The sequence below is a fragment of the Micromonospora phaseoli genome, assembly GCF_900109115.1.
GTDB classification, from domain to species: Bacteria; Actinomycetota; Actinomycetes; order Mycobacteriales; family Micromonosporaceae; genus Micromonospora; species Micromonospora phaseoli.
This window is the reverse complement of the sequence record NZ_FNYV01000004.1, coordinates 182,195-194,229: the sequence shown is the minus strand read 5'-3', so window position 1 is coordinate 194,229 and position 12,035 is coordinate 182,195. Positions and strand designations below refer to the sequence as shown.

At 70.6% G+C, this 12,035-nt stretch carries 12 protein-coding genes; 8 read left to right on the top strand and 4 right to left on the bottom strand.

The features are described from left to right. Positions 1-6 precede the first annotated feature (6 nt). Positions 7-462, bottom strand: a complete 456-nt coding sequence (locus BMY89_RS12385) for a MarR family winged helix-turn-helix transcriptional regulator (RefSeq protein WP_092379743.1) — start codon at positions 460-462, stop codon at positions 7-9. A gap of 97 nt (positions 463-559) precedes the next feature. Between BMY89_RS12385 and BMY89_RS12380 the strand changes: the two genes are divergently transcribed. The 7 genes from BMY89_RS12380 to BMY89_RS12350 all read left to right on the top strand — a co-directional run bounded on the left by BMY89_RS12380 (position 560) and on the right by BMY89_RS12350 (position 9,093). Continuing rightward, entirely contained in the window at positions 560-1,687 is a 1,128-nt protein-coding gene (locus BMY89_RS12380) for a substrate-binding domain-containing protein (protein ID WP_232521267.1), read from the top strand. Between the two features lie 457 nt (positions 1,688-2,144). Beyond that, positions 2,145-3,389, top strand: coding sequence for an urea ABC transporter substrate-binding protein (urtA, locus tag BMY89_RS12375; protein WP_092379741.1), 1,245 nt, complete (start codon positions 2,145-2,147; stop codon positions 3,387-3,389). Positions 3,390-3,482: 93 nt separating this feature from the next. Next, positions 3,483-4,370 (top strand): urea ABC transporter permease subunit UrtB, encoded by an 888-nt coding sequence (gene urtB, locus BMY89_RS12370; protein ID WP_092379739.1) that lies wholly within the window; start codon positions 3,483-3,485, stop codon positions 4,368-4,370. Then, positions 4,367-5,539, top strand: coding sequence for an urea ABC transporter permease subunit UrtC (gene urtC / locus BMY89_RS12365; RefSeq protein ID WP_232521265.1), 1,173 nt, complete (start codon positions 4,367-4,369; stop codon positions 5,537-5,539). The genes urtB and urtC overlap by 4 nt, the downstream gene beginning before the upstream one ends. Next, positions 5,536-6,309: an urea ABC transporter ATP-binding protein UrtD gene (gene urtD, locus BMY89_RS12360; RefSeq protein ID WP_092379738.1), complete on the top strand. Its 774-nt coding sequence runs from the start codon at positions 5,536-5,538 to the stop codon at positions 6,307-6,309. Before urtC ends, urtD begins: the two co-directional genes overlap by 4 nt. Positions 6,310-6,317: 8 nt before the next feature. Next, positions 6,318-7,001: an urea ABC transporter ATP-binding subunit UrtE gene (gene urtE, locus BMY89_RS12355; protein ID WP_232521263.1), complete on the top strand. Its 684-nt coding sequence runs from the start codon at positions 6,318-6,320 to the stop codon at positions 6,999-7,001. 118 nt (positions 7,002-7,119) lie between these two features. Next, entirely contained in the window at positions 7,120-9,093 is a 1,974-nt protein-coding gene (locus BMY89_RS12350) for a cellulase family glycosylhydrolase (protein WP_092379736.1), read from the top strand. 139 nt (positions 9,094-9,232) lie between these two features. Here the strand turns inward: BMY89_RS12350 and BMY89_RS12345 are convergent, their stop codons facing one another. The 3 genes from BMY89_RS12345 to BMY89_RS12335 are packed head-to-tail and all read right to left on the bottom strand — an operon-like array spanning position 9,233 to position 11,159. After that, the gene (locus BMY89_RS12345; protein ID WP_092379735.1) at positions 9,233-9,721 is read right to left on the bottom strand and encodes a Rieske (2Fe-2S) protein; all 489 of its coding nucleotides are present in this window, start codon (positions 9,719-9,721) and stop codon (positions 9,233-9,235) included. A gap of 26 nt (positions 9,722-9,747) precedes the next feature. After that, complete coding sequence (locus tag BMY89_RS12340) at positions 9,748-10,323, bottom strand: DUF6529 family protein (RefSeq protein WP_170147646.1); 576 nt, start codon at positions 10,321-10,323, stop codon at positions 9,748-9,750. Between the two features lie 56 nt (positions 10,324-10,379). Continuing rightward, positions 10,380-11,159, bottom strand: a complete 780-nt coding sequence (locus tag BMY89_RS12335) for a hypothetical protein (RefSeq protein WP_092379732.1) — start codon at positions 11,157-11,159, stop codon at positions 10,380-10,382. Positions 11,160-11,357: 198 nt separating this feature from the next. On the opposite strand from BMY89_RS12335, the gene BMY89_RS12330 reads away from it, so the two are divergent. Beyond that, complete coding sequence (locus BMY89_RS12330) at positions 11,358-11,969, top strand: dihydrofolate reductase family protein (protein WP_092380324.1); 612 nt, start codon at positions 11,358-11,360, stop codon at positions 11,967-11,969. Positions 11,970-12,035: the final 66 nt, after the last annotated feature.

Here is a 12,035-nt window from a genome sequence, read left to right as displayed (position 1 = left end):
CGGTGGTCAGGCCCGGGCCGGGCTCGGCACCCGGCTGCCCTGCGGGTCCAACCGTCCGATCAGGCCGTCGATCAACCCGGCCAGGTCGGCGTCCTCCGGCGCGCTCGAAGCGGCCAGGTCGGCGTGGATCTGCGCGGCGAGGCGAGCCTGCTCCCGCCGACCCCGGTCGGTCAGGTATGCCCGGATGCGGCGGCGGTCGATCGGGTCGACCCGGCGGAAGACGAGGTTGCGGTCGACGAGGTGGTCGACCAGCTTGGTCAGGGTGCCGGGCGGCAGGGACGCCTCGGTGGCCACCTCGCTCATCGGGTGGCCCAGGCCGTCGGCGAGCAGGCAGAGCACCCGCCACCCCTCGATGGTGAGTGACTCGACGGCGAGCACCCCGCCGACCCGGCGGGAGAGCAGTCGCTCGGCGCGGGTGAGCAGGGGCAGCAGGTCGGCTGCGGAGCCGGGAAGGTCTGACATGGCACTCCCGCCTGGCGGTTGCCGGGTCATCGTACCGAGACGTCCCGCTTGGTGGGGAGGTCTGGTCATCACCTCCGGCTGCGGCCACCATGTGTTCATGTCCGCGCCGGCACCGGGGTACGGGCGCCCGCAGGCAGGGGAGAGCATCGCCGCCGGGGCGTCCTGGCTCACCGTCGACCGCGGTGTGGTCAGCATCGCTCTGGTGTACCCGATGCGCGGGCCGGCCGGCATGTTCGGTCCGAGCTGCGAGCTGTGTGCACAGTTGGCGGTGGAGGAGCTCAACCGCCGGGGCGGGGTGCTGGGTCGGGAGCTGCGGCTGGTGCCGGTCGACGGCGGTGCGCCACCGGCGGAGGTGGCCGCCGAGGTCGAGGCGCTGGTGGCGGTGGGCGCGGTGCAGGGCGTCACCGGCTGGCACATCTCCTCGGTGCGCCAGGCGGTGGCCCCGCGCATCGCGCACCGGGTGCCGTACGTCTACACCGCACTGTACGAGGGCGGTGAGCGTACCGAGGGTGTCTTCATGACCAGCGAGACGCCGCAGGCACAGCTGTGGCCGGCGATGCGGGCGCTCGCCGGCGAGGAGGGGGTACGGCGCTGGTTCGTGGTGGGCAACGACTACGTCTGGCCCCGCCGGAGCGCCCGGGCCGCCTACCGGTACGCGCTGCGCAGCGGTGGTCGGGTGGTCGGGCAGCACTTCCTGCCGTTGGAGACGCACGACTACGCCGAGGTGTTGCGCCGGATCGAGCGCAGTGACGCCGACGGGGTGTTGATGCTGCTGGTCGGCGCGGACGCGGTCCGGTTCAACCGGGCCTTCGCGCGGTCCGGGCTCGATCAGCGGTGTCTGCGGTTGAGCACCCTGATGGACGAGAACATGCTGCTGGCCAGTGGTGCGACGAACACCCGGCGGTTGTTCAGCACGGCGGGCTTCTTCGCCGGCCTGATCACCCAGGAGAACCTGGACTTCCACGGCATGTTCGCCCGCCGGTTCGGGTTGGAGGCGCCACCGCTGGGCAGCCTGGGGGAGTCCTGCTACGAGGGTGTGATGCTGCTCGCCGCGCTGATCACCAAGGCCGGCACGCTGGACGTGCGGGCCGTGGAGGCATCCGCCGACGTGGTGTCGTACGACGGGCCGCGCGGTGAGCTGCGGTTGCGCCGCCGGCACGTCCGGCAGCGCATCTATCTCGCCGAGGCGGACGGCCTGGACTTCACCGTTCTCGCCGAGCTGTGACCCGCCCACCTCGGGCGTGACCTGACCGTGCCTTGACATCTCGGCCGTCCGGCCACATAAGATACTTCCTGCGTGAAGCATCCGGCCCTGGTGCTGGATTCCGCCAGCCGTCCAACGGTGGACGGGAAATGCCGTCCACTGCGGCCAACAATCATATGCCGGTGCCATTTCGCCGATTATCGTCGGCGTGGCATCGGCATTTCTGTGTCGGTTTCAAGCGTGGTCCGGCCAGTGGAAACAGTCTATTGAGGATTGGGAAACATCCGCGCAACGAAGCGGATCGAAGCTTTCCCTGCCCGATATTCGAATCGTGCCCGGCCGGCGTCCACCCGCCGTGCCGGTGACGAGCAATGTTCCGACGGACCGCACCGCAAATCCGCAGATCCGCACTCCTCAACTCGGGACCGACGTTCGTTCCCGCCACTGTTTGACGCATACCGCGACGCAGGGAGATTTGATGACACTGTTCCGGGGCCGCCGCATCCTGGCGGGTGCCATGACCCTGGTCGCCGTGGCCGCTCTGGCCGCGTGCGGCAGCAAGACCACCGACGAGAACACCGCCGCGGGCGTCAGCGCCGACGTCTCCGGCGACACCGTCAAGGTGGGCCTGCTCAACTCCCTCTCCGGCACGATGGCGATCAGCGAGGTGACCGTCCGCGACTCGATCATGCTGGCGGTCGAGGAGATCAACGCTGCCGGCGGGGTACTCGGCAAGAAGATCGAACCTGTCGGCGAGGACGGCGCCTCGGACTGGCCGACCTTCGCCGAGAAGGCCGAGAAACTGATCCGGGAGGACCGGGTGGCCGCGGTCTTCGGCTGCTGGACCTCGGCCAGCCGCAAGGCCGTGAAGCCGGTGTTCGAGAAGAACAAGGCGCTGCTGTTCTACCCGGTGCAGTACGAGGGCCTGGAGCAGTCGCCGTACATCTTCTACACCGGTGCCACGACCAACCAGCAGATCGTCCCCGGCCTCGACTACCTGAAGGCGCAGGGTGCCAAGACGCTCTACCTGGTCGGCTCCGACTACGTCTTCCCGCGTACCGCGAACAAGATCATCAAGGCGTACGCCGAGGCCAACGGAATGACGGTGCTGGGGGAGGACTACGCCCCGCTGGGCTCCACCGAGTTCGGCACGATCACCAACAAGGTGAAGTCCTCCGGCGCGGACGCGGTCTTCAACACCCTCAACGGTGACAGCAACGTGGCGTTCTTCAAGGAGTACAAGTCCGCCGGGCTGACCGCCACCAGCATGCCGGTGGTGTCGGTGTCGATCGCCGAGGAGGAGGTCAAGAGCATCGGCACCCAGTACCTCGAGGGCCAGCTGACCGCCTGGAACTACTACCAGACCACCCCGGGGGCGGCGAACGAGAAGTTCGTGGCCGCGTACAAGGCCAAGTTCGGCGCGGACAAGCCGACCAGTGACCCGATGGAAGCGGCGTACGTCTCGGTCTACCTGTGGAAGGCGATGGTGGAGAAGGCCGGCAGCTTCGACGTGGAGAAGGTCCGGGAGGCCTCCGACGGCATCACCTTCGAGGCGCCCGAGGGACTGGTCACTGTGGACGGCGAGACCCAGCACATCGCCAAGACGGCCCGGGTCGGCAAGGTCGGCGCGGACGGGCTGATCGCCGAGGTGTGGAACTCGGGGCAGCCGATCACCCCCGACCCGTTCCTCAAGAGCTACCCGTGGGCCGGCGGCCTGAGCTAGCCGACCACCTGGGCAGAGCCGGGTGAAATCCAGGCTCGGGCGGGACCCCACGTCCCGCCCGAGCCGCCCCACCAGCAGTTCGGAGTACGCACCGTGACAGTTCTCATCGGCCAGCTCTTCACCGGCGTCAGCATCGGCGCGGTGCTGCTGCTCATCGCGCTCGGCCTGGCTCTCACGTTCGGCCAGATGGGTGTGATCAACATGGCGCACGGCGAGTTCATCATGGCCGGCGCCTACACGACCTACGTCCTTCAGCAGACCATCAGCGCGGCCGGCTGGTCGCTGCTGGTCGCCCTGCCGGTCGCCTTCGTGGTGGCCGGCGCGATGGGCGTCCTGCTGGAGTTCCTGCTGATCCGCCGCCTCTACGCCCGACCGTTGGACACGCTGCTGGTCACCTGGGGGGTATCGCTGATCCTGCAGCAGCTGGCCCGGGACATCTTCGGCAGCCCCAACGTGCAGACCCGGGCCCCGGATCTGCTCACCGGCAACATCGCGTTGCCCGGTGGGATCACCGTGGCCAACAACCGGCTGTTCATCCTCGCCCTGGCCGCCAGCGCGGTCGTCGCGCTGACCGTCGCCCTGCGGGTCACCCCGTTGGGCCGCCGCATCCGGGCCGTCGTACAGAACCGGGACCTGGCCGCCGTCTCCGGCATCGCCACCGCTCGGGTCGACCGGATGACGTTCTTCATCGGCTCCGGCCTGGCCGGCATCGCCGGGGTCGCCCTCACCCTGCTCGGGCCGATCGGACCCACCATGGGCACCAACCTGATCATCGACGCCTTCCTGGTCGTCGTGGTCGGCGGGATCGGCCAGCTCAAGGGCACCGTGATCGTCGCCTTCGCGCTGGGCGTGCTCCAGGCGTCCGGCGAGTACCTCACCACCCTCAGTGTCGCCAAGGTGATGGTCTTCATCGCCATCGTCGCGTTCCTCCAGTGGCGGCCCCAGGGCATGTTCACCCTGCGAACCCGGAGTTTGGCATGACCACCGTCGCCAGAGATCCCGTCACCGCCGCCGATCCCGAGCCGCCGCCGACGAAACCGGCGGCCGGGCCGTCCCGGCACCGGTTCCGGGCCGCCGTGGGCTTCGCCTTCGGTGCCGCGCTGCTCTTCGCCGTCGCCCCGCTGATGCTGTCGGACTTCCGGCTCTCCCTACTGGCCAAGTATCTCTGTGTGGCCATGGTCGCCGTCGGCATCGGCCTGGCCTGGGGGCGCGGCGGCATGCTGGCCCTCGGGCAGGGGGTCTTCTTCGGCCTCGGCGGCTACGCGATGGCCATGCACCTCAAGCTCGCCGACGCGGGGCCGGGCAACATGCCCGACTTCATGCTGCTGTACGGGCAGCTCGACGAGCTGCCACTGTGGTGGCGGCCGTTCGCGAGTCCGTGGTTCGCGCTGCCCGCCACGGTGCTGCTGCCGATGGCGGTCGCCTTCGTGCTCGGCTCGCTGGTCTTCCGCCGCCGGGTCCGGGGCGCCTACTTCGCCATCCTCAGCCAGGCCCTCGCCGCCGCCATGGTGATCCTGCTGATCGGCCAGCAGGGCACCACCGGCGGCACCAACGGCCTCACCGACATCCAGGGCTTCTTCGGCTACGACCTGGACGACCCGGTCAACCAGCGGATGGTGTACTTCATCATCGCCGGCACCCTGCTGGCGCTGCTGGCCCTGACCCGGCACCTGATGCAGAGCCGCTACGGCGAACTGCTGGTGGCCGTGCGCGACTCCGAGGAGCGGGTCCGCTTCCTCGGCTACGACCCGGCCACCGTCAAGCTGGTCGCGTACGTGGTCGCCGCCGGCATGGCCGGGCTGGCCGGTGCGCTCTTCGTCCCCGCGGTGGGCATCATCTCGCCGGCGCTGATCGGGATCGTCCCGTCGATCGAGTTCGTCATCGGCGTCGCCATCGGCGGCCGGGCCACGCTGCTCGGTCCGGTTCTCGGCGCGGTCGCGGTGGCGTGGGCGCGTACCGCCCTGTCGGAGCGGTTCCCGGGCACCTGGACGTACCTGCAGGGCCTGCTGTTCGTGGTGGTGGTCGCGTTCCTGCCCGGCGGCCTGGCGTCGCTGATCGGACTGGCCCGCCGCCGCGACCGCGAGCCGGCCGACGCTGACCCACCGGCCGGCCTGTTCGCGCGACTGAGACGACGCCGGGAGGCGGCATGACCGAGCAGCTGCACGGGCTCTACGTGCGTGACCTGCGGGTGAGCTTCGACGGGTTCACGGCGGTCGACGGGGTGTCCCTGGACGTCGCGCCCGGCGACATCCGGTTCCTCATCGGACCCAACGGCGCCGGCAAGACCACCCTGGTCGACGCGGTCACCGGGCTGGTCCGGGCCACCGGCTCGGTACGCTTCGGCGACCGGGAGCTGCTCGGCCGGCCGGTGCACCGGATCAGCCGCCTCGGTGTCGGTCGCACCTTCCAGACCTCGACGGTCTTCGAGGAGCTGACCGTCCTGCAGAACCTCGACATCGCGGCCGGCGCGCGTCGTGGTTGGGCGACGTTGCTGCGCCGACGGCACGGCACCCCCGACGAGGTCGCCGAGGCACTGGAGATCATCGGCCTGGCCAGCCGGGCCGACCAACTGGCCGGCACTCTCGCGCACGGGCAGAAACAGTGGCTGGAGATCGGCATGCTGCTCGTCCAGGACGCCCGGCTGCTGCTGCTCGACGAGCCGGTCGCCGGGATGAGTCACGAGGAACGTGACGCCACCGGGCAGTTGCTGGAGAAGGTCAGCCGGGACCGCACGGTGGTGGTGATCGAGCACGACATGGACTTCCTGCGGCGCTTCGCGCGTACCGTCACCGTGCTGCACGCCGGCAAGGTGCTCAGCGAGGGCACCGTGGCGCAGGTGCAGGCCGACCCGCGCGTGCAGGAGGTCTATCTCGGCCACCCGGTCGATGCCGGGACGGCCCCGACGCCTACGGAGGCATGATGCTCACCATGCGCGGCGTGCACGCCGGCTACGGGCGCAGCCGGGTGCTGCACGGCGTCGACGTCTCGGTGCCCGGCGACGGGGTCGCCACGGTGCTCGGCCACAACGGCGCCGGCAAGTCCACCCTGTTGCGGGTGGCCGCCGGCCTGCTGCGCCCGAGCGCCGGCCGGGTCGAACTCGACGGCGAGGACATCACCCGGTTCGCCCCGCACCAACGGGTGGCCCGGGGAGTCGCGTACGTACCACAGGGCCAGCAGTGCTTTCCGCACCTGACGGCCGCGGAGAACCTGCGCCTGGTCGCCGACGGTCGTCGGGACGGGCCGGCGGCCACCGCCGAGGTGCTCGACCTCTTCCCGGCGCTGCGTCCGTTGCTGCGCCGGCGGGCCGGGCTGCTCTCCGGCGGCCAGCGCCAGCAACTGGCCATCGCCCGGGCGCTGATCACCCGTCCCCGGCTGCTGATGCTCGACGAGCCGACCGAGGGCATCCAGCCGTCCGTCGTCGCCGAGATCCAGGACCGGATCGTGGCACTGATCGCGCAGACCGGCTTCAGCGTGCTCCTGGTCGAGCAGCACCTCGGGTTCGCGCTGCGGGTGGCGGACCGCTACCACGTGCTCGAGTCGGGCCGGGTCACCTCCGCCGGAGACGGTGGCGCCACGGCGGAACACAGCGTCCGGGAGGCCCTCTCGGTCTGACGTCTTCCGCAGCCGACCCAGGACCGCCTAAGGTGTGCGTGGAAGCGCTCCCACGGTCCGCTGGGCAGGACCGTTCGTCGACGTGCCAGCTCCCTCACCCACCACCAGAGGAAGTCGCATGTCCGCACGTACGAAACTCAGGGCCGCCGCCACGGCGGCGATCGTCCTGCTCAGCCTGGCCGCCGCGCCCGCGGCCACCGCGGCACCCACGGCGGGGTCGGCGGTCGCCGCCGCGCCGACCGCCGACTGGCTGCACACCGACGGCAACAGGATCGTCGACGAGGCCGGCAACCAGGTCTGGCTCACCGGGGCCAACTGGTTCGGCTTCAACGCCAGCGAGCGGGTCTTCCACGGCCTGTGGTCGGGCAACCTCGAGTCGATCACCCGCCAGATGGCCGAGCGTGGCATCAACATCGTCCGGGTCCCCATCTCCACCCAACTGCTGCTGGAGTGGAAGGCCGGCCAGACGACGGCCCGGCCGAACGTCAACACGTACGTCAACCCGGACCTCGAAGGTCTGAACAACCTGCAGATCTTCGACCACTGGCTCGCCCTGTGCGAGAGGTACGGCCTGAAGGTGATGCTCGACGTGCACAGCGCCGACGCCGACAACTCCGGGCACGTCTATCCGGTGTGGTGGAAGGGGAGCATCACTCCCGAACTCTTCTACCAGGGCTGGGAGTGGATCACGACCCGCTACCGGACGAACGACACCATCGTCGCGATGGACATCAAGAACGAGCCGCACGGCACCCCGAACGATCCGCAGCGGGCCAAGTGGGACTCCAGCACCGACCAGGACAACTTCAAGTACGCGTGCGAGACGGCGGGCCGGCGGATCCTGGCGATCAACCCGAACCTGCTGATCCTCTGCGAGGGCATCGAGATCTACCCGCGCGCCGGGGCCACCTGGAACTCGCCCAACACCAACCCCGACCGCAGCCCCAACTACCACTACAACTGGTGGGGCGGCAACCTGCGTGGTGTCGCCGAGCACCCGGTCGACCTCGGCGCGCAACAGGACCAGCTGGTCTACTCACCGCACGACTACGGGCCGCTGGTCTACGAGCAGCCCTGGTTCGCCGGTGACTTCGACAAGGACTCGCTGACCGACGACGTGTGGCGGCCGAACTGGTTCTACATCCACGAGCAGAACATCGCGCCGCTGCTGGTCGGCGAGTGGGGTGGCCGGTTGGGCCAGGACGCCCGGCAGGATCGCTGGATGGCCGCGCTGCGCGACCTGATGGTGGAGAACGGGATCCACCACACGTTCTGGTGCCTCAACCCCAACTCCGGTGACACCGGCGGCCTGCTGCTGGACGACTGGGCCAGCTGGGACGAGACGAAGTACAACCAGATGCTCAAGCCGGCGCTCTGGCAGCACAACGGCAAGTTCGTCGGACTCGACCACCAGGTGCGGCTCGGCGGCGCCAACTCCAGCACCGGGATCAGCCTGGCCGAGCGTTACGCGGGCGGCCCCGGCCCCGGTGACACCACCGCGCCGACCGCGCCGGGTCGGCCGACCGCCACCGAGGTGACCGCCACCGCCGCGGCCCTGAGCTGGACGGCGTCGACCGACGACGTGGGCGTCACCTCGTACGAGGTGCTGCGCGCCACCGGGTCGGGGGCGGCCTCCGTTATCGGCACGGTCTCCGGCACCACCTACCGCGCCACCAACCTCACCGCCTCGACCGCCTACACCTTCACGGTCCGGGCGCGGGACGCGGCCGGCAACGTCTCGACCGCGTCGCCGCCGCTGACCCTGACCACCCCGGCCGACAACGGCAGTGGCGACGCGGGCTGTGCCGCGACGTACCGGGTGATCAGTTCCTGGCAGGGCGGCTACCAGGCGGAGGTGACCGTCCGCAACACCGGCACGGCGGCGACGACCGGCTGGACGGTCGGCTGGACGCTGTCTGCCGGCACCACCGTCTCGTCGCTGTGGAACGGCCGGCTGACCGTCTCCGGTTCGACGGTCACGGTGCGCAACGAGCCGTACAACGGGCAGTTGGCCGCCGGGACCAGCACCACATTCGGGCTGACCGGCGGCGGGTCGGGGGCGATCTCCAACCTGGCCTGCGTCGCGCCCTGACCATGCCCGGGACCCCTGCCCCACCCGCCCCCGGGTGGGGCAGGGGCCGTCCGGTGTCACGACGCACCCCGGACGGCCCCGCGCGGCCCGGGCCTGGGGTGGGCCGCGTCATCGAGTTCGCATCGCCAGCCGCGAGGGGTCAGGCCAGCCGGATGGCGTCCCCGTCGACGGTGACGTTGGCGGCGGGCAGCGGGGCACCGGCCGGGCCGCTGCGTACCGAGCCATCGGCGATGTCGAACACGCTGTTGTGGCAGGCGCAGACGATGGTGCCGTCGGCGACCGAGGTGACGGTGCAGCCCTGGTGGGTGCAGGTCGCGGAGTACGCCTTGATGGTCCCCTCGGTCGGCTGGGTCAGCACCACGCCGGCGTCGGCGAAGATCGCCCCACCGCCGACCGGGATGTCGGCCAGCGTGGCCAGCGCCGGAGGGCCCGGCTCCCCGTCGGCACCCGGAGTGGCGGTGCCGGAGGGGTCGGTGCTGGAGCCCGGTGCGGCGGCGGGTGGCGGGGGAGCCGCCGGCTGCGGCTGGCCGTACGTCGCGCAGCCGGTCAACGCGGCCACCCCCACCGCGCCGGTGCCGGCCAGCAGGGCTCGTCGCGACCGGCAGCAGCCGGCCTGCTCGTGGTTCATCTGTCGGTGCCTTGCCTCTCCGAGGGTCAGAACTGGATGCCGAACGTGGTGAAGTACCAGACCGACGAGGTCAGGAAGATGCCGATCAGTGCGACGAACACGGCTCCGCCGATCACCGGCAGCACCCAGCCGGCGAGGCCACGCTTGGGCAGCGTGAGCATCTTCGTGGCGAAGGCGCCGAAGAAGAAGCAGCCCAGCACGGAGTGCGCCAGCGTACGGGTGTCGTAGTCGGCGAAGCCGAGCGCGTACAGGCAGTGCACGGCGACCGGGACGGTGAGCAGGAACGCGATCCGGCCCGACCAGCGGTGCGCCGACCCGGCCCAGGACGGGGAGAACCCACCGAGGCGCCCCCACATGGACAGGGCGGAGAGCAGCTGGATGACGGCGAAGAACGCCGCGCCGGTGCCCAGCCACACCTTCACCGTCAGCGGCGAGGAGAAGCCGGCCACGTTGACCGCGATCCCGGTCGGGGTGTGGGTGCGGCCGTAGACGCCGAGCGCCACCGCCACTGCCGCCCCGACGGCCAGCGGCACCAGCAGCGAGGGCGACCGCCTCCTGGCGCTCGGGGGCGGGCCACCGAAGTCGCGCGTCACCTCGACCATCGGCTCAGGCGGCCGGCGGGGCACCGTACGTGCCCCGCCGTGGCGGTGCTGGGACATCACCGCGCCCCGGGGATGACCGGCTCGGCGGTGATGGTGAGTCCGTTGACCATGGTGCTGTTGAAGGCGGGGTCCAGCGGCGGTGCGGTGATCGGTGTGCCGTTCCAGGTGACGATGCCGATCTGGGTACCGTCCGGCAACATGATCCAGCCGCCGTCGAAGCCGGCCTTGCGGGTCTCGTCGGTCACCCGGTAGATCGCCGCCGCGGTGCCCGAGCCGGACTTCACGACCGCGTCCTCCGGCGCCGTGTCGTCGGGCCTGGCGGTGAACTTCCACCGGCGTACACCGACGACCATCTCGCCGCTGGCGCTGTCCCCCCGGATGACGCCGGACAGCTTCGCGTCTTCTCCGGTCAGCTCGATCTTTCCGTCCTTGACCGTACCGGAGAGCCACAGCTCCATGCTCTGGCCGTCGCAGACGTAGGCCTCGGCCTTGCCGTCCTTGACGCTGATCGCGATGGTGGCGCCGTTCTCCAGTTCACCGATCCAGTTCTGTTCGACCGATGCGACCTCGGTTCCGGCCGACGACGCGTCGGGATCCGTCGGCGGTGAGGTGACCCCCGGTCGTTCGTCGTCGAGGTCCGCCGACTCCTCCTCGGTCGGAACCTCGGCGTCGACGTCGGCCTCGGCGTCAGCTTCGGCGGACGGGGCGGCGGCCGGTGGACCGCCGCCGGCCACGGGCTGGGTACCCGGTGGAGATGCCTGGGCACTCATCGTGAACAGCACGGCAGCCGTCATCGCCCCCGACAGGAGGGTGAGCAACGGGGTCAGGCGCTTCATGGGCCACTCCCTTCGGCATGAGGTACGGCGGTGGTGCTGGATCGGTTCAATCGGGCGCCGGCGATCCTCCGATTCTGTGGGTGCCGTTCAGTGCTGTGGTGTGGGTCACATGTTCGGCGAAACGGTCGATTCGTCGTCCGGCCGGTCGTCGGCTCAGTGGAGGGCGGCGCGGTGTCGCCCGGAGGAGAGGCAGCCACCATGCGACTCACGCTCACCACGTTCCTGACCCTCGACGGCGTCATGCAGGGGCCGGGCGCACCGGACGAGGACCGCGGCGGCGGATTCGAGCTGGGCGGCTGGCTGTCGCCGTACTTCGACGAGGCGGTGGGTGCCCAGATGACCGGCGTCTTCGAGCGCGCCGAGGCGTTTCTGCTCGGCCGGCACACGTACGACATCTTCGCCGCCTGGTGGCCCCGGCACGGCGACCCCACCGACCCGATCGCGGACGCGTTGAACCGGCTGCCCAAGCACGTCGCCACCAGCCGTACCGACGAGTTGGCCTGGTCCGGGTCGCAGCGGCTGGACGGCGACCTGGTCACGGCCGTCACCGAACTCAAGAGCCGACCCGGCCGGGAGCTGCAGGTGCACGGCAGCGGCAGGCTCGCCGTTTCCCTGATGCGCGAGGGGCTGATCGACACGTACCACCTGCTGGTCTTCCCGGTAGTGCTGGGGCGCGGGCGGCGGCTGTTCGCCGACGGTGTGCCGCCGGCCGCCCTGCGGCTGGTGGACAGCCGGACCTCCGGTAGCGGGGTGGCGATGCTGACCTACCACAGCGCGGGCACGCCGACCTTCGGCTCTGTGGCGGACTGACCCCTGACCTTCCGGGGCAGATGGTGACCCTCGGCGGTCGGTCCGCCTACCGTCGGCGACACGTTC